Below are 26,228 nucleotides of genomic sequence, written 5' to 3'. Positions count from 1 at the left end.
CGCCTACTTCGCCCTGTTGCGCTTCCTGAGCCGCCGTACGACGACCGCGATCACGGCTCCCGCGACGGCCAGCAGCAGCACCGGGCGCTTCCTCGCCTCGGTGGCGGCGTCCTTGACCTGGTCGGGGGTGGCCTCGCGGACCTTGCCCGCGACCTCGCTCGCCATACCCTTGGCCGTGCCGGCGGCCTCGGCCGCCTTGCCCTTGGCCACGCCGGTCGCCTCGGCGACCTTGCCCTTGGCCGCGCCCGCCGCCTCGGCGGCCCGGCTCTTGATGTCGGTCTTGGCGGCCAGCGCGCTGACCGTGTCGCCCAGTTCGTTACGGGTTTCCTTGATGTTTCTTCGCACCTCGTCCTCTTCCTCGTGGTCCCTGTGGCCCCTGTGGCCCCTGTGGTCGCCCTTCCCGTGTCGTCCGGACGCCGCTCGTTCCTCGGCCGCGCGTTCGGCGAACGCTCGTTCCTCGGCCGCGCGGTCCTCGACCATCTCTGTCCGGTCGTCGGGCGCGGGCACCTCGGGGATGAAGGTCTCGTGTGCCTGCCGGGCCAGCTCGGCCTTCCTGGCGTTCTCGGCCGCGCCCGGCCTCGTGGGGGGCACGTTGATCGACTCGCGTTCGGTCGGGGTGCCCACGGTCGCCCGGCGGGCGCCCACGTCACCGGCGTGCTGCTCGCTGTATCCCGGGTCCGTCTCGCTCATCGGTGTGCCCTCTCCTTGACCATGTCGATATCGGCCCTGACGCTCGCGATGGTCTCGACGGGAATGGGCGGCGTGGCCTGTTTCACCTGGCTCTTGCCGGTCAGGCCGAGCAGGGCGGCGGCGACGAACAGGACTGCTCCCACGATCGCGGCGGCCGCCCACCCGGGCAGGACCAGGGCGAGGAGCAGGATGACGGCGGTCACCAGCGAGGCTCCGCCGAAGAACGCGGCCATCCCGGCCGCGCCGAACAGGCCCGCGCCGAAGCCGGCCCGCTTGCCCTTCTCCGCGAGCTCCAGCCTGGCCAGGCGCAGCTCGTCCTTGACGAGCCTGGAGACCTGGTCGGACAGATCACTGACGAGCTTGTGGGTATCGTTCACGACGTCGCCTCCTCCGCTGAGGAATGCGACTACCCAGCTGACCGCCTGTTATTACCGCTTGGCGGCCTTCAGCAGGAAGCCGAGCACGGACACCACCGGCGACTTGGGCACGTCACACCAGTTGTCGGGCTGCTCCGGCTTGCTCCACGGAGAGGGGAGCTCGCAGGACGGAGCCTGCGGCTTGGGCCGCTCACACCACGATCCGGGAGGATTCATACCTCAATAATACAACTTCAGGTGTCGCTTATATAAGCCGCTGGTGTGGCCGTCGCAGGGGTTCTGTGCGAACGTCTCGGGGGGCCGTGGGTCGGGCGGGCCGAGCGGCGTGGGGGCGACGGTAACCTGCCGGGGTGCTGGTACACGGGGTTTGGGCAGGCGACGGGCTCGCCTTCTGGGGAGAGGACCCCACCCCTGCCACATCCCCCGCAGAAGACCCCGGACCGTCGGGCGGGCGGCTCCGGTTGGCTGCTGCCGGAGGGGGCGGTCGGGCCGGGGTGCGGGTTCATCCGTTCGCTGCTTCGCTGTCGGGAATCGCGGGGGCGTTGGGGGTGACTGAGGCGGCCTCCAAGGGGACAGGAGGGCTCGGGGTGGCCGTGGTGCCCTCCGGGGCCGCTGAGGGGCCGGAAGTGGCTGAGCGGCCGTTCAGGGGCGCGCTCGGGGTGGCTGAGCCGGCGTTCAGGGTGTTGGAGTTGTTGTTGCCGGGGGCGGTCAGGGGACCGCTGCCCTCGCCCGAGACGGGGTTGCTGCCGGAGGTCGTCAGGCCGCGGTTGTTGTCGTGGGAGGTGCCCGCCGTCGTCCTGCCGACCGCCGAGGCCCTTCGGGTGCTGGAGGACCACCCGGGCGACGGCACCGCCACCGTACGCCACTGGGCCGCCGTCGCCGCCCTCGCCCGCGACCTGGTACGCCGCGGCCGGGTCCTCCCCCAGCTCGTCCCCGCGGAGAAGCCCCCGACAGCGCAGAACCCCGTTCCACAAGCGTGGGCGGTGTGGCGGCCGGTGTTGAGCGGGGCCGACGCGCGGTACTTCAGGGAGCTGGCCCTGGCCATGCCGCCCGCCTGCCGCACCTGGGCCGTCGAGCGTCCCGCCGCCGAGGTCCAGCTGCGGGCGCTGGAGGCGTTCACCGACGCGCTCGTCCGGCAGGCCGTGACCGGGCCGCTGGTCGCCACGCCCAGGACGCCGCACGAACGCTGGCTGGCCGCGCTGACCGGCGACCCGGCCTGCCCCGACGTCCCCGGGCTGCGCGAGGAGCTGGAAGGCTGGCGGTCGGCGGTCACGGCGGCCGAGGGCGCCACCCGCGTGTGTTTCCGCCTGCTCGAACCGGCCACCGGCGACGACTGGCGGGTGGAGCTGGCGTTGCAGGCCGCCGACGACCCCAGCCTGTACGTCCCCGCCGCCCGCGTGTGGAGCGGCGAGAAGGGCCTGCCCGGCCGGCCGGAACGCGAGCTGCTGGCCGGCCTGGGCCAGGCCGTACGCCTCTACCCGGAGCTGGACCGGGCCCTGCGCGTGCCGGAGCCGAGCGAGCTGGCCCTCGACACGGCGGGCGCGTTCGGCTTCCTGCGCCAGGCCGCGCCGCTGCTCCAGGCGGCCGGGTTCGGGGTGCAACTGCCGCGCTGGGCGGGCCGTACGCGGCTCGGGCTCAAGCTCACCACCAGGACCAAGACGCAGACGGCGGCCGTGAGCCAGGGCTTCGGGCTGCGCGAGCTGGTGGACTTCCGCGTCGACCTGGCCGTGGGCGAGGAGACGATCAGCGAGGCGGAGCTGGCCGAGCTGGCCAGGCTCAAGGTGCCGCTGGTGCGCGTCCGGGGCCAGTGGGTCGAGCTGGACGACCGCCAGCTCAAGGCGGCGCTGCGGGCCGTGGAGGGCGTACGCGCGGGCGAGGCGTACGCGGCCGACCTGCTGCGCCACGTCGTACGCGGGGACGACGAGCTGCCGCTGCTGGAGGTGGACGCCGACGGGGTGCTCGGCGACCTGCTGTCCGGCCAGGCCGATCGGCGGCTCGTCCCGATCGCGACGCCGCCGGGCCTCGACGCCGTGCTCAGGCCGTACCAGGAACGCGGGCTGGCGTGGCTGAGCTTCCTGTCGGAGCTGGGGCTCGGCGGGGTGCTGGCCGACGACATGGGGCTGGGCAAGACGATCACCACGCTGGCGCTGCTCGTCCACGAGCGGGCCGCCACGCCCACGCTGCTGGTCTGCCCGATGTCGCTGGTGGGCAACTGGCAGCGGGAGGCGGCCAGGTTCGCGCCGGGGCTGCGCGTGCACGTCCACCACGGCGCCGGGCGCGACCCGGCCCGCTTCGCGGACGCCGACCTGGTGATCACCACGTACGGCACCGCCCACCGCGACCTCGCGGCCCTGCGGGAGCACGAGTGGCGCAGGGTGGTGTGCGACGAGGCCCAGGCGATCAAGAACAGCGGCACCCTCCAGTCCCGGGCCGTACGGTCGATCCCCACGGACACCCGGCTGGCCCTGACCGGCACCCCGGTCGAGAACCACCTCGCCGAGCTCTGGTCGATCATGGAGTTCGCCAACCCCGGGCTGCTCGGCCCGCGTTCCCGGTTCCGCACCCGGTTCCAGGAGCCCATCGAGGCCCACCAGGACGAGCAGGCCGCCGAGGCGCTGAAGCGGGCGACGGGCCCGTTCATCCTGCGCCGCGTCAAGACCGACAGGTCCGTCATCTCCGACCTGCCGGAGAAGATGGAGGTCAAGGAGTGGGTCCCGCTCACCCCCGAGCAGGCCACGCTCTACCAGGCCGTCGTGGACGACATGCTGGCCAAAATCGACGACAGCGAGGGCATCGAGCGGCGCGGCCTGGTGTTGTCGGCCATGGCCAGGCTCAAGCAGGTCTGCAACCACCCGGCCCACCTGCTCAAGGACGGCTCCCGCCTGGCGGGCCGGTCGGGCAAGCTGGCCCGCCTGGAGCAACTGGCCGAGGAGATCCTGGCCGAGGGCGAGAAGGCGCTTCTCTTCACGCAGTACGCCGAGTTCGGCACCATGCTCCAGCCCTACCTCGCCCAGCGCCTCGGCCGCCCGGTCCTGTGGCTGCACGGCGGCCTGCCGAAGAAGACCAGGGACCGCCTGGTGGACCGCTTCCAGCAGGACCCGGAGCCGATGTTGTTCCTGCTGTCGCTCAAGGCGGCCGGCGTCGGGCTCAACCTGACGGCCGCCAGCCATGTGATCCACGTCGACCGCTGGTGGAACCCGGCCGTCGAGGACCAGGCCACCGACCGCGCCTTCCGCATCGGCCAGCGCAGGAACGTCCAGGTGCGCAAGCTCATCTGCGCGGGCACGCTGGAGGAGCGGGTGGACGAGATGATCGAGCGTAAGAAGGCCCTGGCCGAACGGGTGGTGGGCACCGGCGAGGACTGGCTGACCGACCTGTCCACCGACGAGCTGCGCGAGGTGTTCCGCCTCACGGGAGGGTCCTGAGCATGTCCGGCTGGTACGACGGCGACGGCCCGATCGAGGTCGAGGGCGGCCTGCGGGCCCGCTCGCGGCGCGGCAGCATCGGCTCGGCCTGGTGGTCCAGGCGCTTCATCGACATCCTGGAGCGCGTCTGCGACAAGGGCCGCCTGTCCCGCGGCCGCGCCTACGCCCGCAAGGGCCAGGTCCGCTCGATCGACCTGTCGGCCGGGCTGGTACGGGCGGCCGTCCAGGGCTCGCGGCCGGTCCCGTACGACGTCGTGATCAGGATCGAGGCCTACGGCGAGGACGTGTGGGCGCGGCTGGAGGAGGCCGTCGCGGCGCAGGCCGTCCACCGGGCCAGGCTGCTGGCCGGGGAGATGCCGGCCGAGATCGAGGAGCTGTTCGCGGCGCAGGGCGTCGACCTGTTCCCGCGTGACCTCGACATGGAGTGCTCGTGCCCCGACTGGGGGTTCCCGTGCAAGCACCTGTCGGCGGTGCTCTACCTGCTGGCCGAGTCGTTCGACGACGACCCGTTCCTGGTGCTGGCCTGGCGCGGGCGTACCCGTGAGCAGTTGCTCGGGTCGCTGGCCGGCGACCCGCCCGCGCCCGATCCGCTGGAGGTGGCCGACGTGCCGTTCGCCGACCGGCTGGCCGACTTCTACGCCCCTGGCGCGACCGCGCACCGCCCGGAACGGCGTACCGCGGCCCAGGCCCCCGACCTGCTCCTGCGGGTCTTCCCGCCGCCGGGCGACCTGGCGCGGGTGCTCGCCCCGGCCTACCGCGCGCTCGGCGACGGCTGAGTCAGCGGTCCTCGAAGGAGTCGGGCACCATCACGCGCACGCCGTTGGGCACCACACGCAGCGTGATCGGGGTGCGCAGGCGTACCTCGCCGTCGACGTCGGCGGCCATGGGCGGGTCGGTCTCCAGCAACATCTCGCGGCCGACCACGAACGGGCCGCCCGCCAGGCTGCGCCAGCGGCCGGTGGTCGCGCGCAGCAGCGTCTCGCCGAGCAGCCGCAGCTTCTTGCCGGAGCCGAGCTGGTAGGCCACCAGCATGCCGTTGTCGATGCTGATGTCCCTGGCCACCTGCCAGCCGCCGTGGAAACGGCCGTTGGCGATGTTGAGCTGGTGGGTGAGCAGCTCGTGGCGCTGCCCCTCGACGGTGATGAAGGCCCGGAAGGGCCGGTGGCCGGGCAGGACGGTCAGCGCGGTCATCGGGTAGGCGGGACGGCCCACGATGCGCTTGAGCCAAGGCTTGACCTTGCCCGCCACCTCGACCGAGACCCCGAAGCTGGCCAGGTTGGCGAAGGGCCGGTCGCCGGCCATGCCGAGGTCGATGTCGGCGACCTTGCCGGTGGAGAACACCCTGATGGCGCCGGCCAGGTCGAGCGGCAGGCCGAGGCTCCTGGCGAAGTTGTTGGTGGTGCCGAGCGGCAACACGCCGAGCGCCACGTCGCGGTGGGCGACGTGGCGTACGGCGGAGGAGAGGGTGCCGTCGCCGCCGCCCACGATCAGCAGGTCGGGGTCGGTGGCGAGGGCCGTGTCGAGCAGGTCGCGCAGCCGCTTGGGGTTGTAGACCGACAGCTCGACCAGCGGCTCGAACCCCAGGTTGTGCAGCTGCTCGATGACCTCGAAGTAGTGGCGGCGGCCGCGGCGCGAGCGAGTGTTCACCACCACCGCCACCCGGCGATCCCGCCGGATCGCCTCAGTGTGCTCGATCTTGGTGCGCAGTTCGCTCATGGTCATCAATCGTAGGTGCTGGAACCGCCGCCCTGTGCTGGAACGGGGGCCGCCGGAACACCCCGGCGGCCCCCGTCACGCTACTTCTTCGGCGGGACGACCTGGACGATGGCGCCCAGGTTGCCCGGCAGCGGAGTGATCAGCTTGAACTGCACGCCGAGGGCCTTGCCCTCGTCGCCCGGGTTGCCGGAGCCGGCGACGTTGCCGTCGCCGAGGTCGGTCCCGTACAGCTCGGTGGCGGGGGTGCCGTCCAGGTGCACCACGCGGGTGCTGTACGGCTGGTCGCCCTTGCTCGGCACCACCGTGGAGGCGTCGAAGTCACGGTAGTAGAGCGAGCCGTTCTGCAACTCGAAGCCCGGGACCCAGGTCTTCGCGTCGGTGAAGGCGGACACGCCCTTGAGCGCGGGGACGTTGGTGCAGTACTCGCTGAACGGCTCGTCCGGCGCCTCCAGGCACTCCTTCAACGGGTAGGTCTTGTTGAAGGAGAAGGCGGCGTTCGACGACTGCGTACGGCCTTCGAGGTTCTTGTGCCTGCTCGGGTCCTTCTGGGCGGCGGTGCCGGTGCGGCGCAGCGGGTCGTAGTGCGAGTCCACGACCAGCAGGCTGCCCTTGGAGCCGATGCTCGGCGGCAGGGTCAGGTTGTTGACCACCGAGTTGTTGGTGAAGGTCGAGTCGCGGTACCAGACCAGCAGGCCGGGCGCGTTGTACTTGACCTTCTCCACCTTCCACGCCCCGTCGCGGGAGTAGTTGGTGTCGTAGGCGTACTGGAGGCCCTTGTCGAAGCCGTCGAAGTTGCGCCACTCGGCGAGGTAGAAGCGGGAGATCTCGCGCGAGCCGTTGTTGGTGGTCCAGCCCTGGCCGCTGGTGTTGGTGAACGTGCCGCCGGTGGCCTTCCAGCCGTTGTCGCCGTTCTCGACGTCGTCGCTCCAGACGGAGGTGCCGCCGTTGGTGAGCGAGAAGTCGTCGGCGTGCCAGCCGCGCGGCTCGAAGGCGGCGTCGGTGTTGTACGTGAGGCGCAGCTTGATCGACTGGCCGGCGTACGGCGTCAGGTTGACGTAGTCGTGCCGCCACTGGCCGCCGGTGTCACCGGTGAGCCCGTACTTCTTGTTGCCGAACGTCTTGAGGTTCTTGTTCGGGTCGGGGTAGCCGTCGGGCGTGCTGACCTCGGTGCCGGCCTCGTCGTAGACCTTGAGCTGGGTCCAGGTCTGACCGTTGTCGGCCGAGACCTCCACGAAGCCGAAGTCCCAGTCCTGCTCGATCTCGTAGTTGTTCCACATCCAGAACCGCACGTCGGAGCCTGCGGGCACCGGGACGTCGCGGGTCAGGGTCTGGTTGGCCCAGTCCTGGTCCAGGTTGGACCACCAGGCCTTCGTGCCGCTGTGCGGTTCGATCATCTTCAGCGGTGTGGAGGCCAGGTTCACCCGGACGCCGTCCTCGGTGAGCTTGGGTGTGCGCGAGGACTGTCCGACCGTGACGAGCCTGGAGGCGTCACCCGGGTTGAACGTCTTCGGGTTGGCCCAGCCGAGCACCCACTTGTCCCACAGGCCCATGTGGGTCGGCATGGACTGGAAGATGGGGCCGGAGTGGGAGCCGCTGGACATCAGGTCCCAGAAGTCCACCGCGGAGCTGGCCTGGCCGCTGGTGTCGTACAGGTCGGGCAGGCCCAGGTCGTGGCCGTACTCGTGGGCGAAGACGCCGACGCCGGAGTCCTCGGGCTGCACGATGTAGTTGGAGATCTTCTTGTCGCTGCCGGGGATCTTGTAGCCGCCCGCGACCGCGCTGGAGTGCGCCCAGATGGCGTACGTGCCCTCGGCGCCGCCGTCGGAGGACTTGTCCTTGCCGGCGTGGACCATCACCAGGTGGTCGATGACGCCGTCGGGCTCGTCGAAGTTGCCGTCGCCGTCGGAGTCGGACACGTCCTCCTGGTCGTAGTCGGCCCAGGGGAAGTTCGGCTGCGTCGCGGCGAGGGCGTCGACCGTGTCGATGGCGAGCTGGCCCGCGCCGGTCGGGTTGCTGGGGTGACCCGACATGTCCTGCGGCTGGCCGCCGCAGGCCGCGGCGCCGTAGTACGCCTCGGAGTGGGGGGCCTTGATCCAGCCGACGGCCGAGCCGGTGACGGAGTAGGCGCCCTTCGACAGCTCCTCGTACATCTTCTTCATGGTGTAGCCGGAGATGTCGATGCCGGGCTTGTTGTCGCGGGGGTCCTTCAGGTCCTTGCGCACGCGCTCGGTGATGCCCTTGTCGCTGTAGAGCATCTTGTTGAAGTGGTCGGTGCTGAAGTCCTTGAGCCAGAAGGAGTTGTTGTCCTTCTGCGGCAGCGTCGCCGGGTCGGGGATGTTGTTGTGCAGCGGGCCGTTCTTGAGCGTGCCTGGCGGCTCGACCACGCAGTCGTCCGGCGGGCTGTCGGTCGTGCGCAGCCGGTTGAAGCCGGAGAAGTCGTCGTTCGCCTGATCGTTGAACTCGACCAGGACGGTCAGGAGCTTGGCGGTCTTGACCTGCTTGGAGTTCTTGAAGATCCACTCAGCCGGGTTGCGGCCGGTCCTGATCGCCTGGTTCTCGCGGGCGGCGAGAACGCGGGCCGCGGCGGGGTTGCCGGTGACGAACTTCCTGTCGAACTTCTCCGCCGGCGAGAGCGAGCGGGCCTTGCCCTTGCTCAGACTGGGCTCCTGCGGCTCCTTCTCGACCCGCGGGGGAGCGTAGTTGATGTAGTAGTCCGCCGCCGTGGGCTGGTAGCTGGCCACTGACGTGGCCTGGGCCGCCGGGACGGTCAGGGCGGCGCCGAGGAGGGCGACCGCCGGGAACGCGACTAACAGGCGCTTTGAGCTTGGCACCAGGTACCCTCTCTGCCCGGGGTCGCCGGGCGCATGGCCATAGGGTGTGCAATGCCGGACGCTAGAGGGTGAATAAACGGGTCGTAAAGTACGTTGTTGAAACGTGATCAAACTACGACATTTCGACTAGCAGAATTGCGGCGAACACGCCGCCCACAATGGCCGCGGCGTAACAGAACAGTGCGATCATCCTGCGTACGGCGGCCGAGGACGAGGATCTCACCCGGCCGCACGACCGCCACCCTCGGGACCGCGCCGCGCTTTCCGTAAGGTCAGTCGGAGGTGACCGCCGGCGGCGTCTTCGGCTCGGCGGCCGCCACAGTCGCGGGTGCCACGGTCGCGGGCGCCGCGTCCTCGCGCGGGTAGTGCAGGTCGAACGCCGGCCGCTCGGAGCGGATCGGCGGCATGCTGGTGAAGTTGTGCCGCGGCGGCGGGCAGGAGGTGGCCCATTCGAGCGAGCCGCCGTAACCCCAGGGGTCGTCGAGCGTGACCTTGGGCGCGTGCCTGGCCGTCTTGTACACGTTGTAGAGGAACGGCAGCGTCGAGGCGCCGAGCAGGAACGCCCCGACCGAGGAGATCTCGTTGAGCGTGGTGAATCCGTCGGCCGCGCTGTAGTCGGCGTAGCGGCGCGGCATGCCGAGCTGGCCGAGCCAGTGCTGGACGAGGAACGTGGTGTGGAAGCCGACGAACAACGTCCAGAAGTGCAGCTTGCCGAGCCGGTCGTCGAGCATCCTGCCGGTCATCTTCGGCCACCAGAAGTAGAAGCCGGAGAACATGGCGAACACGACCGTGCCGAAGACCACGTAGTGGAAGTGGGCGACGACGAAGTAGGTGTCGCTGATGTGGAAGTCGAGCGGCGGCGAGGCCAGGATGACCCCGGTCAGCCCGCCGATCAGGAACGTCACCAGGAACCCGACCGCGAACAACATCGGCGTCTCGAACGACAGGTGCCCGCGCCACATCGTGCCGATCCAGTTGAAGAACTTCACCCCGGTCGGCACCGCGATGAGGAACGTCATGAACGAGAAGAACGGCAACAACACCTGCCCGGTCGCGAACATGTGGTGCGCCCACACGGTCATCGACAGGCCGGCGATGGCGATGGTGGCCCCGATCAGGCTCATGTAGCCGAAGATCGGCTTGCGGCTGAACACCGGGATCACCTCGGTGATGATCCCGAAGAACGGCAGCGCGATGATGTAGACCTCGGGATGGCCGAAGAACCAGAACAGGTGCTGCCACAACAGCGGCCCGCCGTTGGCGCCGTCGAACACGTGCGTGCCGAGCTTGCGGTCCGACTCCAGCACGAGCAGCGCCGCGGCCAGTACGGGGAAGGCCATCAGCACGAGCATGCTGGTCAGCAGGACGTTCCAGGTGAAGATCGGCAGGCGGAACATCGTCATGCCCGGGGCGCGCATGCCGATGATCGTGGAGATGAAGTTGACCGCGCCGAGGATCGTGCCGAGGCCGGACATCACCAGACCCATGACCCACAGGTCGCCGCCGACCTGCGGCGAGTGCACGGCCGACGACAGCGGCGTGTAGGCGAACCAGCCGAAGGCGGCCGCGCCGCCCGGGGTGAGGAAGCCGGCCAGCACCATCAGCCCGCCGAACAGGAACAACCAGTACGCCACCGCGTTCAGCCGGGGGAAGGCCACGTCCGGCGCGCCGATCTGCAGCGGCATGACCACGTTGGCGAACCCGGCGAACAGCGGCGTGGCGAACAGCAGCAACATCACCGTGCCGTGGATGGTGAACAGCTCGTTGTACTGCTGCTGACTGACCACCTGCATGCCGGGACGCACCAGCTCGGCCCTGATGAGCATCGCCATGACGCCCGCGACGAGGAAGAACCCGAAGGAGGTGATCAGGTAGAGGTACCCGATGACCTTGTGATCGGTCGTCGACAGCCAGGAGGCGATGACGGTGCCGGTGCGGCGGCGCCTGACCTGCTCGATCGAGGATTGCCGAACAGTCGTCACGGCTGCTCCCTCCTTCGCGGAGTTGTGCCTGCCCCGATGCATCCCATTCCACGCCAACCATCGCCGGACGGGAAGCGCTTCTTTAGCACGTCTTTGATCCGATGTCCCACATGCCGGTCGATTACCGGCTCTTCCCTGGATTTCTTCTATCCTTTGCACCGAACCGACTCGGAGGAGAGATCTCGTGACCGCACAGAGTGACTACGCCGCCCTCGTCCAACGGGGGCTCTCGCTCGACCTCACCAGGGGCAAGCCGTCACCGCGCCAGCTCGACCTCTCCGACGCCCTGCTCGGGCTGCCCACCTCCCACAAGGCGGCCGACGGCACCGACGGCCGCAACTACGGCAACCTCCAGGGCCTGCCCGAGCTGCGCGAGATCTTCGCGCCGCTGGTCCAGGTGCCCGCCGGGCAGCTCGTCGTGGGCGGCAACTCCAGCCTGACGCTGATGCACGACACCATCGTGCACGCGCTGCTGTCGAAGGTGCCGGGGGCCGAGCGCCGCTGGGTCGAGGAGCCGGAGATCACGTTCCTGTGCCCGGTGCCCGGCTACGACCGGCATTTCACCATTTGTGAGCGGCTCGGCATCAAGATGACGGCCGTCCCGATGGACGCCGGCGGCCCCGACATGGACGTCGTCGAGCGCCTGGTCGCCGCCGACCCGACCATCAAGGGCATCTGGTGCGTGCCGAAGTACAGCAACCCGTCGGGCGTCACCTACAGCGACGAGACCGTGCGCAGGCTGGCCGCGATGCCGACGGCGGCCCCCGACTTCCGGATCATGTGGGACAACGCCTACGCCGTCCACCACCTCACCGACACGCCAGACGAGCTGGCCGACCTGCTCGCGCTGGCGGCCGAGCACGGCAACGCCGACCGCGTGTTCGTCTACGCCTCCACCTCGAAGGTGACGTACGCGGGTTCGGGGGTGTCGTTCTTCGGCTCCTCGCCGGCCAACGTCGAGTGGTTCCTCGCCAACACCGCCAAGCAGTCGATCGGCCCCGACAAGCTCAACCAGCTCCGCCACGTCGAGTTCCTGCGCGACGCGGCCGGCGTGACCGCGCACATGCGGCGGCACGCCGCGCTGATCGGGCCCAAGTTCGAGCTGGTCGACAAGGTGCTGACCGAGCGGCTCGGCGGCCTGGCCACCTGGACCAGCCCGAAGGGCGGCTACTTCATCAGCCTGGAGGTGCCGCACGCCGCCGCCCTGGCGGCCAGGGCCAAGGCCGCCGGCATCGCGCTCACCCCGGCCGGGGCCACCCACCCCTACGGCCAGGACCCGGGCGACAACACGATCCGGATCGCCCCCACCTTCCCCGAGCTGGACGAGCTGGAGCAGGCCATAGAGGGCCTGGCCGTCTGCGTCCGCGTGGTGGCCGACGAACGCGGCTAGATCGCCCGGCCCCTGAAGCCGAAGATGTACTCGCGGGTCTCGCCCGGATGGAACGAGACACCGACCCCCGGCTCGAACGCGACGTTGTCGCGGGCGCAGTAGTACAGCCGTTCCCACACGGCCAGCGCCTTGTCCCGGGCCGGGGCCTCGGCGTGGTCGCGCCTGCGGGCGCCGCGCGCGCCGAGCACGAACAGCAGCCCGAGCCCCCAGAACAGCCCCGTGAGGCAGAAGGGCGCGAGCAGCACCTCGCTCCACTGCGAGTCCTTGCCCATCGCGATCACCAGCGACACGACGAGATGCACCAGGGCCGCCACGCCGAGCAGGATCCACCCCTGGTTCCTGGCCCAGGGCGTGTAGTGGCGGCTGGGGAACGACATCCACACCGCGAGCTGCGTACGGCTCATGACGTGCTTCGACGCGCCCATCGACGGCGCGGTCGGCAGGTCGGCGATCTCGCGCTGACCGGGCAGCTTCACCCTTCCGATCCGGTATGTGGTCCCTGCGGCGACCGCCCCCGGGACCGCGACGAGCTGGTCAGCCTGCGTACACACCGGACACCTGACTTCCACCCGGGCAGTCTGGCCTTTAGGAACGGTCCGCGCAAACCGTAAGGTTCTGGTGTGAGACCGATTGATGCCCTGGTGAACTCGCTGTCCGAAGCTCGCGTGCTGACCGACCCGGATGTGATCGACTCCTACGCCCGCGACCGCACGTTCGTGGCGCCGGGCAAACCGCTCGGCGTGGTGCTGGCCGCCTCCCGCGAGGACGTGGTGACGACCATGCGATGGGCCACCGAGCACCGGGTGCCGGTCGTCCCGCGCGGCGCGGGGACGGGGCTCGCGGGCGCGGCCACGGCCGGCGACGGCTCGATCGTGTTGTCCCTGGCCAGGATGACGGCCATCAGGGAGCTCTCCCCCGCCGACGAGATCGCCGTGGTGGAGCCCGGCGTCATCACCGCCGACCTCGACCGGGCCGCCCGCGAGCACGGGCTGATGTACGCGCCGGACCCGTCGTCGTACGAGATCTCCACGATCGGCGGGAACCTGGCCACCAACGCGGGCGGCCTGCGCTGCGTGAAGTACGGCGTCACCAGGGACGCCACGCTCGGCCTGGAGGTCGTGCTGGCCGACGGGCGGATCCTGAACACCGGGCGGCGCACGATGAAGGGCGTCACCGGCTATGACCTGACCGGGCTGTTCGTCGGCTCGGAGGGCACGCTCGGCGTGATCACCGCGGCCACCGTACGGCTGCGGCGGGCGCCCGCGGCGCCGCCCGCGACGTTCGCCGCCGAGTTCGGCTCGCTGCGCGAGGCGGGCGCGGCCGTGTCGGCGATCATGGCCGCGGGCTGCGAGCCCTCGCTGATGGAGCTGCTGGACCGGGCCACGCTGGAGGCCATTGACGACTGGCGCAACATCGGGCTCGAACCGGCCACGCAGGCCATGCTGATCGGCCAGTCCGACGCGGCCGACGGCCAGGCGGTGGCCGCGCGCATGGAACGGCTGTGCCTGGACAACGGCGCCTCGTTCGTGGCGGTCTCCTCCAGCCCGCAGGAGACCGAGGAGCTGGTCGGGCTGCGCAGGATGGCCTACCAGGCCAAGGAGCGGCTGGGTGCGTGCCTGGTCGAGGACGTGTGCGTGCCGCGCTCGGCGCTGCCCGAGATGATCACGGCGATCGAGGCGTCGGCGGCCCGGCACGGGGTGCGGATCTGCACGGTCGCGCACGCCGGTGACGGCAACCTGCACCCGGTCTTCATCTTCGAGCACGGCACCGCCGAGCCGCCCGCCGAGGTGTGGGCCGCGGCCGACGAGGTGTTCCGGCACGCGCTGTCGCTCGGCGGCACGCTCACCGGGGAGCACGGCGTGGGTGTGCTGAAGCGGCGCTGGCTGGAACTGGAGTCGGGGCCGGTGGCGGCCGAGGTGCAGCGGGGCATCAAGGCGGTCTTCGACCCGCTGGGGATCATGAATCCGGGCAAGGCCATCTGAATTGTCCAAGCCGTGACCTTGGGCCCCGGCGTGGACACGACCTGCGACGAAACGCTGACATGTCCCGTCAAAGCATGGCACTTACTTTCAGGTCCGGCAGACGCCCCACATGTCACGCTGGTAGCGTTTTGCCCCATCTGCTGGTTGTAATGGGGGTCCAACGTGAATCAGTTCCAGCCGTTGGCGGCGGACGACCCGCGGCGGCTGGGGGCGTACGACATCGTCGCCCGGCTCGGCGAGGGTGGTCAAGGCGTTGTCTATCTCGGCAAGAGCGACTCGGGGGAACAGGTCGCCGTCAAGCTGCTGCACCACGCCCTCGTGGCCGACGCCGACGCGCGGACGAGGTTCCTGCGCGAGGTGGCGGTGGCCCAGCGGGTCGCCCGCTTCTGCACCGCGCCCGTCCTGCACGCCGACCTGGACGGGAGCCGGCCGTACATCGTGAGCGAGTACGTGCCGGGGCCCTCCCTGCGCGAACTCGTCATCAACGAGGGCCCGCGCCGGGGCGCGGCGCTGGAACGGCTCGCGATCAGCACGGCCACCGCGCTGGCGGCCATCCACCGCGCCGGGATCCTGCACCGCGACTTCAAGCCCGCGAACGTGCTCATGGGCCCCGAGGGCCCGGTCGTGATCGACTTCGGCATCGCCCGCGCCCTTGACTCGCCCGGGGCCACGGCCACGGGGATGGCGATGGGCACGCCGTCGTACCTGGCGCCCGAGCAGCTCAGCGGTTCCGCCGTGTCGGAGGCCGCCGACGTCTTCGCGTGGGGCGTCACGATGGTGTACGCCGCCACCGGGAAGCCCGCGTTCGGGGCCGACTCGATCCCCGTGGTGATGAACCGCATCCTGAACGAGGAGCCGCAGCTCGGCGGGATGGAAGGGGAGCTCGCCGAACTGGTCGGCCTGTGCCTGTCGAAGGACCCGGGTCGGCGGCCCAGCGCCGACGAGCTGATCGTCCGCCTCACCGGCCAGCCCGCTCCCAAGGCCGCCATCGAGCCGGTCACGGGGGCCACGGTCACCCGCGTCGCACAGCCGGGGGCGGCCTCCCCGGCGGGGGCGCCCGTACCGGGGCAGGAGGCCTACCCCGGCCCCTGGACCCAGCCCACCGGCCCCAACGCCGTCCCCCCGCAGACCGGCCCCAAGGGCCACCCGGCCGCGGCCCAGGCCCCGAGCGGCGCACCCCAGGGCACACCGCACGGCCCGCACACCGGCGCCCCGGGCGCCCCCCACCCGGGCGCACCGGGCGGGCCGCACGCCGGTGTCCCGCACGCGGCCGCGCAGGGCGGCCCTCAAGGCGCACCCCAAGGCGCACCCCAGGGCGGCGTTCCCGGCGGGCCGGGCGGCCCCCAGGGCGGCGCGCCGCACGGTCACCCGCACGGCCCGCACGGCCCGCACGGCGGCATGCCGGGCGGCCCCCAGGCGGGACACCCCTCCACCGCCCAGCCCGGAACCCCCGGCGCAACCCCAGGCGGGACGCCGGGCAAGCGGCCGGGCAAGGCGCCTGACCGGCAGCGGCGGACGTTGACGTTCGCCCTGTCCGGCGCCGCCGCCGCCGCGCTGCTCGTGGTGGGCGGGGCCGTCGTGGTGCAGGCCAACAGCGGCAAGGTCCCCGTGACCGCCACCGGCAACGCCTCGCAGAACCCGCCGGAGGACGGCCAGGGCGCCGGGCAGCCGGGCGAGCCGCCGACCGCCGAGGTGACCCCCGACCCGACGACGCTCCCGGCGGAGACCGGCCAGCCCGTGCCCACGCTGGACATCGGCCAGGCCGACCCGCCCAAGAAGGCCAAGCACACCAAGGAACCGGTCATCCAGGTCCCGAACCACCCGGTGACCAGCGTGCCCTCGGCCCAACCGACCACCAAGAATCCCGAGCCCAAGGTCACCCCGACCAAGAAGAAGAAGCCTACGGGCCTGATCGACGGCGAGGACGAGCCCACGGCTCAGCCGACCCCCGGCCCCACGTCGACCGTCCAGCAGCCGGCCAAGAAGCCCACGGCGACCAAGACGACCCCCAAGCCCACGGCGAAGCCCACGCTGAAGCCGAACACGTACAGCGTGGTGACCGCGTGCGGCTCGGGCTTCAAGGTGATCGACCAGCACGCGCTGGGCAGCTCGGCCACGATCTACCTGCTCTACAACACCGGCGCGGGCAAGAACTGCGTGGTCACGATGTCGAAGCTGGTGTATCCGAACAAGGTCTCCATGAACGCCACCCTCCAGGTCCAGGGCGGCGCGAGCGGCAGCAACCCGGGCAAGTTCACCGCGTACGCGGGGCCGGTCCGGCTGGCCGCCGTGAAGAAGTGCGTGATCTGGGGCGGTTCGTGGAACTCGCTGAGCTGGAAGTCCGGCTGGAGCCACTGCACCTGACGGGGCCGCGCGGCGGGAGCTCTTCCGTCCGCGCGCGCCGGTCGCTACCGTGGCTGACGTGATCGTCAAGTCCCTGACCCTGCGCGGCAAACGCACCCGGGCCACGCTGCTCGCGGCCGGGCGTGAGGCGTTCGAGGAGCACGGGTACGACGCCGTGCGGATCGACGACGTGTGCGCGCGGGCCGGGGTCTCCCACGGCACCTTCTACACCTACTTCGACTCCAAGGAGGCGTTGTTCGGGGAGGTGGCGCAGGCGGTGGTCGGCGAGATGTTCGCGGCGAGCGCGGTCGGCCCGGCCGCCTCCGGCGACCCCTACGCCCGCATCGAGGCCGCCAACCGCCTCTACCTGCGCGCCTGGGCGGCGAACTCGCGCCTGGTCCGCATGGTCGAACACGCCGCCGACGCCGATCCCCGCTTCGGGCGGCTGCTGCTGGAGCTGCGCGAGGCGTTCGTCCGGCGCGGCGCGGACGGGCTGCGCCGCCTCCAGGAGCAGGGCCTGGCCGACCCGTCGCTCGACCCGAGGCTGACGGCCGTCATGCTGGGCGGCATGGTCGAGCACTTCGCGCACGTGTGGCTGGACCTCGGGGAGCGGGCCGGCGAGCAGGACGCCGTCGACCACCTGACCCGGTTGTGGGCGGGGGCCATCGGGTTGACGCCCACGTCGACTTCGTCCCAGGAGGGCCCGTGATCAGGAGCCGGCTCGATCCGCGCGGCGCCGAACATCTCGCCCGGCGCGCGGCCATGCTCGCCAAGCTGGCCGAGCTGGACGCCGAGCACGCCAAGGCGGTGGCCGGCGGCGGCGAGAAGTACGTCGAGCGCCACCGCGGGCGCGGCAAGCTGCCGGCGCGGGAACGCGTCGAGCTGCTGGTCGACCCCGACTCCCCGTTCCTGGAGTTGTCGACGCTGGCCGCGTGGGGCAGCGAGTTCCAGGTGGGCGCGGGCATGGTCACCGGCATCGGGGTGATCGAGGGCGTCGAGTGCCTGATCACCGCGAACGACCCCACGGTCCGGGGCGGGGCGTCCAACCCGTGGACGCTGCGCAAGTCGCTGCGCGCGGCCGAGATCGCGCTGGCCAACCGGCTGCCGTACGTGAACCTGGTCGAGAGCGGCGGCGCGGACCTGCCGTCGCAGAAGGAGATCTTCATCCCGGGCGGCCGGATCTTCCGCGACCTGACGCGGCTGTCGGCGGCCGGCGTCCCGACGGTCGCGCTGGTCTTCGGCAACTCCACGGCCGGCGGCGCGTACGTGCCCGGCATGAGCGACTACGTGGTGATGGTCCGCGACCGCGCCAAGGTGTTCCTCGGCGGGCCGCCGCTGGTGAAGATGGCGACCGGCGAGGAGTCCGACGACGAGTCGCTGGGCGGCGCCGAGATGCACGCCAGGACCAGCGGCCTGGCCGACTACCTGGCCGAGGACGAGCACGACGCGCTGCGCGTCGGCCGCGCGATCGTGCGCTCGCTCAACTGGCGCAAGCAGGGCGTCGCGCCGCTGCCCGCGCGCGAGCCCGCCTACCCGGCCGAGGAGCTGCTGGGGATCGTCCCGGAGGACCTGAAGGTGCCCTTCGACCCGCGCGAGGTGATCGCCCGGGTGGTGGACGGCAGCGAGTTCGAGGAGTTCAAGCCCCTGTACGGCCCCTCGCTGGTGACCGGCTGGGCGCGGGTCCACGGCTACCCGGTCGGGGTGCTGGCCAACGCGCGCGGCGTGCTGTTCAGCCAGGAGTCGCAGAAGGCCACCCAGTTCATCCAGCTCGCGAACCAGTCGCGCACGCCGCTGCTGTTCCTGCAGAACACGACCGGCTACATGGTGGGCAAGGACTACGAGCAGGGCGGCATCATCAAGCACGGCGCCATGATGATCAACGCCGTGTCGAACTCGACCGTGCCCCACCTGACCGTGGTCATGGGCGCCTCCTACGGCGCGGGCAACTACGGCATGTGCGGGCGCGCCTACGATCCCCGGTTCCTGTTCAGCTGGCCGAGCGCCAAGTCGGCGGTGATGGGCCCGGCCCAGCTCGCCGGGGTGCTGTCGATCGTCGGGCGGGCCGCGGCGCAGGCCAGGGGGCAGGTCTACGACGAGGAGGCCGACGCGGCGATGCGTGCCATGGTGGAGTCCCAGATCGAGGCGGAGTCGTTGCCGTTCTTCCTGTCGGGACGGCTCTACGACGACGGGGTGATCGACCCGCGCGACACCCGTACGGTGCTGGGCATGTGCCTGTCGGCGGTCAACAGCGCGCCGGTGCCGCCGGCGGCGGGGTTCGGGGTGTTCCGGCCGTGATCACCCGTCTGCTCGTGGCGAACCGCGGCGAGATCGCCCGCCGCGTCTTCCGCACCTGCCGCTCGCTCGGCATCTCCACGGTCGCCGTCTTCTCCGACGCCGACGCGCGGGCGCCGCACGCCCGCGAGGCCGACCTCGCCGTACGGCTCCCCGGGGTGCGTCCGGCCGAGACGTACCTGGACGTGGAGCGGATCATCGAGGCGTGCCGGGCCTCCGGCGCCGACGCGGTGCACCCCGGCTACGGCTTCCTGTCGGAGAGTGCGGTGTTCGCGCGGGCGGTACTGGACGCCGGGCTCACCTGGGTCGGGCCGCCGCCCGAGGCGATCGCGGCGATGGGCTCGAAGATCACGGCGAAGCGGCTGATGGCCGAGGCCGGGGTGCCGGTGCTGCCCTCGCTCGACCTGGCCGCGCCGGGCGAGTTCCCGCTGCTGGTGAAGGCGTCCGCCGGCGGGGGCGGGCGCGGCATGCGCGTCGTCAGGGACGCGGACGCCCTCGCCGCCGAGGTGGAGTCGGCCCGCCGGGAGGCCGAGGCGGCCTTCGGGGACGGCGCCGTGTTCGCCGAGCCGCTGCTGGAGGCCGCCCGGCACGTCGAGGTGCAGGTGCTGGCCGACGGGCACGGCACGGTGTGGGCGCTCGGCGAACGCGAGTGCAGCATCCAGCGCCGGCATCAGAAGGTCGTCGAGGAGTGCCCGTCGCCGGGCATCTCGGAGGCGACCCGCGAGCTGCTGTGCGCGGCGGCCGTCCGCGCGGCCCGCAGGATCGGCTACGTCGGGGCGGGCACGGTCGAGTTCCTGGTCAAGGGCGACCGGGTGGCGTTCCTGGAGATGAACACCCGGCTCCAGGTCGAGCACCCGGTCACCGAGCTGGTCTTCGGCGTCGACCTCGTACGGCTGCAACTGGAGGTGGCCGAGGGCGCGGCCCTGCCGCCCGGACCGCCCGAGCCGCGCGGCCACGCGATCGAGGTACGACTGTACGCCGAGGACGCCGCCTACCTGCCGCAGACGGGCGTGTTGCGGCGGTTCGAGGTGCCGGGGGACGTACGGGTGGACTCCGGGGTCGAGTCCGGGTCGGAGGTGTCGCCGCACTACGACGCGATGCTGGCCAAGGTGGTCGCGTTCGGGGCGACAAGGACGGAGGCGGCGCGGAAGCTGGCCGCGTCCCTGCGCCGGGCCCGGCTGCACGGCGTCACGACCAACCGCGACCTGCTGGTGGACATCCTGACCAGCCGGGCCTTCCTCGCGGGCGACACCGACACCGCCTTCCTCTCCCCCGGCGGCCCCCTCAGCGCACCCTCGCCCCTCGCGGCCGGTTCGCCGGTGTCGCGGGCGGGCGGGGACTTGCCGACCGGTTCGCCGGTAGCGGGCGGGGAGTTGCCGGCGTTGGCCGCCGCGCTGGCCATGGCCGCCGGACGCCGCCGCGACGCCGCCGTCCTGGCCGGGCTGCCCGCCGGCTGGCGCAACGTACGCTCCCAGCCCGTCCGTGCCCGCTTCGAGGAGGCCGAGGTCGTCTACGACCCGCTGCCCCCGGGCGTCATGGCGGTCTCCGCGCGGCCCGAGGAGGTGGTCCTGGAACACGACGGCGTACGGCAGACCTTCCAGGTCGCCCGGTACGACGGCGACGAACGGGTCTACGTCGACTCCCCCGCGGGCTCGGCGGTGCTGACCCCGGTGCCGCGCCTGCCCGAGCCGGTCGAGCACGTGGCCCCGGGCTCGCTGCTCGCCCCCATGCCGGGCAGCGTGTTGCGGGTCGAGGTGGCCGAGGGCGACACGGTGGCCGAGGGGCAGGCGGTCCTGGTGCTGGAGGCGATGAAGATGGAGCATCGCATCGCGGCCCCGGCGGCCGGCGTGGTCTCGGACGTGTACGTCGAGAAGGGACAGCAGGTCGAGGCGGGGGCCGTGCTGGCGATCATCCAGGAGGAGAGCTCATGACGAGCCTGGTGCACAAGGAGCTGGCGGACGGCGTGGCCACCGTCACGCTCGACTCGCCGGCCAACCGCAACGCGTTGTCCAGGCGGCTGCTGGCCGAGCTGGCCGGGCATCTGCGGTGGGCGCTGGACGAGCGGGCCGCGCGGGTGATCGTGCTGACCGGTACCGGCCGGGTGTTCTGCTCGGGCGCCGACCTGAAGGAGCAGCGCGGCGACCCGGACGCGCCGGTGACGGCGTCGTTCCCGGAGATCATGACGCTGCTCTGGGAGAGCCCGAAGCCGGTGATCTGCCGCCTGAACGGCACGGCCCGCGCCGGCGGCCTCGGCCTGGTCGCCGCGTGCGACTTCGCGATCGCGCCGGACACGGCGTCGTTCGCGTTCACCGAGGTGCGTCTCGGGGTCGTGCCCGCGATGATCTCGGTGCCCGTGCTGCGCAGGCTGGACCCGCGGGCGGCGGCCGAGTACTTCCTGACCGGCGAGGTGTTCGACGCGGCCACGGCGGCCAGGATCGGCCTGCTGACCAGGGCCGTGCCCGAGGAGGAGCTGGACGCCACCGTACGCCACTACGCCGGCCTGCTGGCCAGGGGCGGCCCCGAGGCGCTGGCCATCACCAAGCGGCTGGTCAGGGAGGTTCCCGCGGTGTCGTTCGAGGAGGGGCTGCGGCGGATGAGCGAGTTGTCGGCCGAGCGGTTCACCTCGGCCGAGGGGCAGGAGGGCATCGCGGCGTTCATGGACAAGCGGCCGCCCAAGTGGGTGCCGTGAGCGCGCTGCGCGTCGCCAACTGCAGCGGCTTCTACGGCGACCGGCTCTCGGCGGCCAGGGAGATGGTCGAGGGCGGCCCGATCGACGTGCTCACGGGCGACTGGCTGGCCGAGCTGACCATGCTCATCCTCGCCGGGAACCGCCTCAAGGGCCGCCCCGGTTACGCGCCCACGTTCCTGCGCCAGCTTGAGGACGTCCTCGGGCCCTGCCTCGACCGCGGCATCAGGATCGTGACGAACGCGGGCGGCCTCGACCCGGCGGGCTGCGCGGAGGCCGTGCACGAGCTGGCCGCCCGGCTGGGCCTGTCGCCCAAGGTCGCCCACGTCACCGGCGACGACCTCATGGGCCGCCCACTCGACCTGGTCAACGCCGACACCGGCGAGCGCGCCCCGGCCGCTCCCCTGACCGCCAACGCCTACCTCGGCGGCCGTCCCGTCGCCGCCGCGCTGTCGGCGGGCGCCGACGTCGTGGTGACCGGCCGCGTGACGGACGCCGCCCTGGTCACCGGCCCCGGCATCTGGCGGTACGGATGGGGTCCCGGCGACCTCGACGCGCTGGCCGGGTCGGTGGTCGCGGGTCACGTCATCGAGTGCGGCTGCCAGGCCACTGGCGGCAACTACGCCTTCTTCCAGGACGTGCCCGACCTGGCCCACTGCGGCTTCCCGATCGCCGAGCTGCGCGCCGACGGCTCGTCCGTGATCACCAAGCATCCGGGCACGGGCGGCGTCGGCACGGTCGGCACGGTCACCGCGCAACTCGTCTACGAGCTGGGCGGCCCGCGCTACCAGGGCCCCGACGTCGTCGCCAGGTTCGACACGATCACCCTGTCGGACGACGGGCCCGACCGGGTGCTGATCTCCGGTGTGCGCGGCGAGCCGCCGCCGGACACGCTCAAGGTCGCCGTCAACTTCCCGGCCGGCTACCGCAACACGATGACGCTGGTCCTGACCGGCCTGGACGTCGAGGCCAAGGCGCGGGCCGCCGAGGAGGCGATCTGGGCGCGGGTGCCGCGCGAGTCCTTCGACCAGGTGGACGTGACGCTGACGGACGCGGGCCTGCTGCGGATCACCGTCATGGACGCCGACCGGCGCAAGGCGGGCCGGGCCTTCTCCTCCGCCGTGGTGGAGACCGGCCTGTCCAGCTACCCGGGCTTCTACGGCCTCACCCCGCCCGGCGACGCCTCCCCGTACGGGGTGTACTGGCCGGTGCTGGTGCCGGCGTCGGAGGTGTGCCCGCGGGTCTTCCTGGACGGCGAGGAGCTGCCCCCGGTCGTCCAGGGCGCACCGGCCCCCGGGCCGATCCCCGAGCCGGTTCCCGGGCCCGCGCTTCCTGAGCCACCCGGCGGGCCCGTCGTGCGCGCGCCTCTGGGCCGGGTCGCGGGGGCGCGGTCCGGCGACAAGGGTGGCAACGCCAACCTCGGCGTATGGGCCGCGACCGCCGAGCGGTACGCCTGGCTCGCGGCCACCCTCACCACCGACCGGCTGAAGTCCCTGCTCCCGGACCTGGCCCTCCATCGGATCGACCGCCACGAGCTGCCCAACATCAGGGCGCTCAACTTCGTCGTCCACGGCCTGCTGGGCCGGGGCGTCGCGGCCAGCCCGCGCATGGACCCGCAGGCCAAGGCCCTGGGCGAGGAGCTACGCGCCCAGGTCGTCGACGTCCCCGCCGCCCTGCTGCCCCAGGGCCCGGCGGGCGAGGAGCCCGGCGCCTAGCAGCCCGGCGTCCACGCCGAGCGCCGAGACCCGTACCTCGGGCGCCGGGCGGAAGGCGAGCCGGGCGGCCAGCCGGGCCCGCAGCGGGACCACGAGGGCGTCCCCCGCCAGCGACAGGCCGCCGCCGATGACGATCATCGCGGGGTCCAGCACCAGCGTGTACGTGGCCAGCGCCAGGGCGAGCGCCTCGACCGCCTCCGTCCACACCCGGGCCGCCGGCTCGTCCCCCGCCGCGGCCCGGCGGACGACGTCCTCGGCGGTGGTCTCGCCGGCGCGGGCCGCGATCGAGGCGGCCGAGGCGTAGGCGGCCAGGCAGCCGCGCTGGCCGCACGGGCAGGGCAGCCCGCCGGGACGCACCGGGATGTGCCCGATCTGCCCGGCCCAGCCGGCGGCGCCGCCGTACAGGGAGGCGGACAGGACGACGGCTCCGGCGATGCCGGTGCCGATCGGCAGGTAGAGCGCGTCGGCGGCGCCGGGGCCGTGGGCCAGCTCCGCCTCGCCCGCCGAGCGCACGTCGTGGCCGAGGGCGAGCGGGAGGCGTCCGTCGGAGAACGCCGCGGCGGGCACGTCCCGCCAGCCGAACGCGGCCGAGAAGACCGCCTTCTCGGAGGTGACCAGGCCGGGGACGGCCAGCCCCACGGCCGCCGGTCGCAGGAGGGTCCCGGCGACCGTGCGCGGCCGGCTCAGGTCGGCGACGAAGGCGGAGATCGCGGCGATCACGCGGTCCGGTCCCTCGGTGCGGGGGGTGGGACGGCGTTCCCGGTGGAGGATGGCGCCGTCCGGGGCGATCAATCCGCCCTTCAGTGTCGTACCGCCCACATCTATCGCCACAACACACGTCATCCCCCCATAATCTCCCAATACGGGAGGATGTCCTCCATGACGCTGCGTCGGCTGACATTGGATGATCTAGAGGACTGCTCCCGGCTGGCCGAGGACCGTAACTGGGGGGCCGAGCGGCACAAGTGGCGGCTGCTGTTCGAGGTCGGGGAGCCGTACGGCATCGAGGCCCCCGACGCCGACGGCCTGGCCGCCACGAACGTCCTGACCCCCTACGGCGACGACCACGCGGTGATCAGCATGGTCCTGACCGCCTCCAGGTACGCCCGGCGCGGCCTGGGCCGCCGGCTGATGAACCACGTGCTGGAACGCGCGGACGGACGCGCGGTCTCGTTGTACGCCACCGAGCACGGCCGCCCGCTCTACGAGGAGTTCGGCTTCCGCGTCGCGGGCATGACCGCGACGCGGACCGGCGTCTTCCACGGCGAGCCGTCGGGCCGCACCCGCCCGGCGACGCCGGCCGACCTGGAGGCCATCCTCGACCTGGACGCCGAGGTGTTCGGCACCGACAGGTCGCCGGTGCTGCGCCGGATGTTCGGCTTCGGCGAGGGCGTCAGGATCGCCGACGGCGGTTACGCCCACCGCTGGGACAACGACGGCACCACCGCCATCGGCCCGGTCGTGGCGCGGGACGAGCGGACCGCGCGGGACCTGATCGGCGACCTGGCCCTGGACGCCGGCCGCAAGATCAGGGTCGACCTCGACCTGGACCGCGAGGACCTGACGCGCTGGACCGAGGAGCACGGCCTGACCCAGGCGTTCACGTGCGCGCACATGGTGTGGCGCGGCGACCTGCCGGGAGACCGGTCGCGGCAGTTCCTGCCGTTCATGCTGGCGCTGGGTTGACCGGTCGCCCGGGGCTCTCGTAGGTTGGGGCCTCCAGAATATCGTTCTGTCGAAGGACGGCCATGACCTCCACCCACATCGACGTCACCGCCATCGACCTCGACGAACTCGGCGCGTGGATGGACGCCGAGGGCCTGCCGGGCGGGGAGATCACGGAGGTCGCGCCGGTCCTGGGCGGCACGCAGAACGTCATGGTCCGCTTCGAGCGCGGCGGGCGGCCGTACATCCTGCGCAGGCCGCCCGCGCACGCCCGGCGCAAGAGCAACGACGTGCTGCGGCGCGAAGCGCGGCTGCTGGCGGCGCTGCGCGGCACGGCGGTGCCGGCGCCGCGACTGGTGGCCGCGCAGACCGCGCGGGAGCCGGTGTTCTACCTGATGGAGCCGGTGGCGGGCTTCAACCCCTCGACCGGGCTGCCCGAGCCGCACGCCTCCGACCCCGCGATCAGGCACCGGATGGGCCTGGAGGCCGCCGCCGCGCTGGCCGAGCTGGGGCGGGTCGATCCGGAGGTGCTGCCGGGGTTCGGCCGCCCCGAGGGCTTCCTCGAACGGCAGGTGCCGCGCTGGCTGAAGGAGCTCGACTCCTACGGCGAGCTCGACGGCTACCCCGGCCCCGACATCCCCGGCCTCGACGCCACCGCCGCCTGGCTCACCCGCCACCGGCCCGCCGCGTTCGTCCCGGGGGTCATGCACGGCGACTACCACTTCGCCAACCTCATGTTCGCCCTCGACGGGCCACGGGTGGCCGCGATCGTCGACTGGGAGATGTGCACGATCGGCGACCCGCTGCTCGACCTGGGCTGGTTGCTGGCCACCTGGCCGGCGAACAACGGGCACGTGCCGGGGTTGCCGCCGGAGCGGGAGCTGGTCGCGTACTACGCGGCGCTGTCGGAGCGCGACCTGTCGGCGATCGACTGGTACGCGGTGATGGCCTGTTTCAAGCTCGGCATCGTGCTGGAGGGCACACACGCGCGGGCGTACGCCGGGAAGGCGCCCCGGGACATCGGCGACCTGCTGCACGCCACCACCCTCGGCCTGTTCGCCCGTGCCCGCGACATCATGGACGGCTCGCTGCACTGAACTCGATCCGGAAAAAGGATCACGCCACACCCCCAAA

At 72.0% G+C, this 26,228-nt stretch carries 20 protein-coding genes; 12 read left to right on the top strand and 8 right to left on the bottom strand.

The features are described 5' to 3' along the window. Positions 1-3: 3 nt before the first annotated feature. From DMB42_RS15890 to DMB42_RS53215, 3 genes are read right to left on the bottom strand one after another with little or no spacing between them, the layout of a single operon-like run. Positions 4-690, bottom strand: coding sequence for a DUF3618 domain-containing protein (locus DMB42_RS15890; protein WP_221762175.1), 687 nt, complete (start codon positions 688-690; stop codon positions 4-6). Next, positions 687-1,067 carry a phage holin family protein gene (locus DMB42_RS15885; RefSeq protein WP_125635224.1) on the bottom strand — a complete coding sequence of 127 codons (381 nt, stop codon included), beginning with the start codon at positions 1,065-1,067 and terminating at the stop codon, positions 687-689. Before DMB42_RS15885 ends, DMB42_RS15890 begins: the two co-directional genes overlap by 4 nt. Before the next feature lie 51 nt (positions 1,068-1,118). Then, positions 1,119-1,283 (bottom strand): hypothetical protein, encoded by a 165-nt coding sequence (locus DMB42_RS53215; RefSeq protein WP_185844679.1) that lies wholly within the window; start codon positions 1,281-1,283, stop codon positions 1,119-1,121. A 410-nt stretch (positions 1,284-1,693) separates the two neighbouring features. Between DMB42_RS53215 and DMB42_RS15880 the strand changes: the two genes are divergently transcribed. Continuing rightward, positions 1,694-4,492, top strand: coding sequence for an SNF2-related protein (locus DMB42_RS15880; RefSeq protein WP_312024733.1), 2,799 nt, complete (start codon positions 1,694-1,696; stop codon positions 4,490-4,492). Positions 4,493-4,494: 2 nt separating this feature from the next. Then, the gene (locus DMB42_RS15875; protein WP_125635220.1) at positions 4,495-5,268 is read left to right on the top strand and encodes an SWIM zinc finger family protein; all 774 of its coding nucleotides are present in this window, start codon (positions 4,495-4,497) and stop codon (positions 5,266-5,268) included. Position 5,269: 1 nt separating this feature from the next. Here the strand turns inward: DMB42_RS15875 and DMB42_RS15870 are convergent, their stop codons facing one another. The 3 genes from DMB42_RS15870 to ctaD form a co-directional block, all read right to left on the bottom strand. Next, positions 5,270-6,208 carry a diacylglycerol kinase family protein gene (locus DMB42_RS15870; RefSeq protein WP_125635218.1) on the bottom strand — a complete coding sequence of 313 codons (939 nt, stop codon included), beginning with the start codon at positions 6,206-6,208 and terminating at the stop codon, positions 5,270-5,272. A gap of 80 nt (positions 6,209-6,288) precedes the next feature. Next, positions 6,289-9,039 carry an immune inhibitor A gene (locus DMB42_RS15865; RefSeq protein ID WP_260477723.1) on the bottom strand — a complete coding sequence of 917 codons (2,751 nt, stop codon included), beginning with the start codon at positions 9,037-9,039 and terminating at the stop codon, positions 6,289-6,291. Positions 9,040-9,311: 272 nt separating this feature from the next. Next, positions 9,312-11,063 carry a cytochrome c oxidase subunit I gene (gene ctaD, locus DMB42_RS15860; RefSeq protein WP_396982389.1) on the bottom strand — a complete coding sequence of 584 codons (1,752 nt, stop codon included), beginning with the start codon at positions 11,061-11,063 and terminating at the stop codon, positions 9,312-9,314. A 142-nt stretch (positions 11,064-11,205) separates the two neighbouring features. Here ctaD and DMB42_RS15855 point away from each other — a divergent pair, with 142 nt between their 5' ends. Continuing rightward, positions 11,206-12,411, top strand: coding sequence for an aminotransferase class I/II-fold pyridoxal phosphate-dependent enzyme (locus DMB42_RS15855; protein ID WP_125635216.1), 1,206 nt, complete (start codon positions 11,206-11,208; stop codon positions 12,409-12,411). Here the strand turns inward: DMB42_RS15855 and DMB42_RS15850 are convergent. After that, positions 12,408-12,887 carry a hypothetical protein gene (locus DMB42_RS15850; protein WP_125635214.1) on the bottom strand — a complete coding sequence of 160 codons (480 nt, stop codon included), beginning with the start codon at positions 12,885-12,887 and terminating at the stop codon, positions 12,408-12,410. The genes DMB42_RS15855 and DMB42_RS15850 overlap by 4 nt on opposite strands. 144 nt (positions 12,888-13,031) lie before the next feature. On the opposite strand from DMB42_RS15850, the gene DMB42_RS15845 reads away from it, so the two are divergent. From DMB42_RS15845 to DMB42_RS15815, 7 genes are all read left to right on the top strand, one after another. After that, positions 13,032-14,393, top strand: coding sequence for an FAD-binding oxidoreductase (locus tag DMB42_RS15845; RefSeq protein ID WP_260477721.1), 1,362 nt, complete (start codon positions 13,032-13,034; stop codon positions 14,391-14,393). A 162-nt stretch (positions 14,394-14,555) separates the two neighbouring features. Then, positions 14,556-16,757, top strand: coding sequence for a serine/threonine-protein kinase (locus DMB42_RS54225; RefSeq protein WP_221762174.1), 2,202 nt, complete (start codon positions 14,556-14,558; stop codon positions 16,755-16,757). Positions 16,758-16,815: 58 nt separating this feature from the next. Beyond that, a complete protein-coding gene (locus DMB42_RS15835; RefSeq protein ID WP_221762173.1) occupies positions 16,816-17,445 on the top strand; it encodes a TetR/AcrR family transcriptional regulator in 630 nt (209 codons plus the stop codon). Positions 17,446-17,498: 53 nt separating this feature from the next. Then, positions 17,499-19,031 carry an acyl-CoA carboxylase subunit beta gene (locus DMB42_RS15830; RefSeq protein ID WP_125635796.1) on the top strand — a complete coding sequence of 511 codons (1,533 nt, stop codon included), beginning with the start codon at positions 17,499-17,501 and terminating at the stop codon, positions 19,029-19,031. Next, entirely contained in the window at positions 19,028-20,959 is a 1,932-nt protein-coding gene (locus DMB42_RS15825; RefSeq protein WP_125635212.1) for a biotin carboxylase N-terminal domain-containing protein, read from the top strand. The genes DMB42_RS15830 and DMB42_RS15825 overlap by 4 nt, the downstream gene beginning before the upstream one ends. Then, positions 20,956-21,717, top strand: coding sequence for an enoyl-CoA hydratase-related protein (locus tag DMB42_RS15820; RefSeq protein WP_125635210.1), 762 nt, complete (start codon positions 20,956-20,958; stop codon positions 21,715-21,717). Before DMB42_RS15825 ends, DMB42_RS15820 begins: the two co-directional genes overlap by 4 nt. Then, complete coding sequence (locus DMB42_RS15815; protein ID WP_125635208.1) at positions 21,714-23,429, top strand: acyclic terpene utilization AtuA family protein; 1,716 nt, start codon at positions 21,714-21,716, stop codon at positions 23,427-23,429. The genes DMB42_RS15820 and DMB42_RS15815 overlap by 4 nt, the downstream gene beginning before the upstream one ends. On the opposite strand, the gene DMB42_RS15810 is transcribed toward DMB42_RS15815, so the two are convergent. Continuing rightward, positions 23,355-24,260, bottom strand: coding sequence for an ROK family protein (locus DMB42_RS15810; RefSeq protein ID WP_260477720.1), 906 nt, complete (start codon positions 24,258-24,260; stop codon positions 23,355-23,357). The genes DMB42_RS15815 and DMB42_RS15810 overlap by 75 nt on opposite strands. A 48-nt stretch (positions 24,261-24,308) precedes the next feature. Here DMB42_RS15810 and DMB42_RS15805 point away from each other — a divergent pair, with 48 nt between their 5' ends. Both DMB42_RS15805 and DMB42_RS15800 read left to right on the top strand, forming a co-directional pair. Next, positions 24,309-25,115: a GNAT family N-acetyltransferase gene (locus DMB42_RS15805; RefSeq protein WP_185844678.1), complete on the top strand. Its 807-nt coding sequence runs from the start codon at positions 24,309-24,311 to the stop codon at positions 25,113-25,115. 62 nt (positions 25,116-25,177) lie between these two features. Then, entirely contained in the window at positions 25,178-26,191 is a 1,014-nt protein-coding gene (locus DMB42_RS15800; RefSeq protein WP_125635202.1) for a phosphotransferase family protein, read from the top strand. Positions 26,192-26,228 lie beyond the last annotated feature (37 nt).

Source organism: Nonomuraea sp. WAC 01424 (assembly GCF_003947315.1).
Lineage (GTDB): Bacteria > Actinomycetota > Actinomycetes > Streptosporangiales > Streptosporangiaceae > Nonomuraea > Nonomuraea spiralis.
The sequence above is the reverse complement of the archived record's forward strand: the minus strand, read 5'-3'. Positions and strand labels throughout refer to the sequence as shown.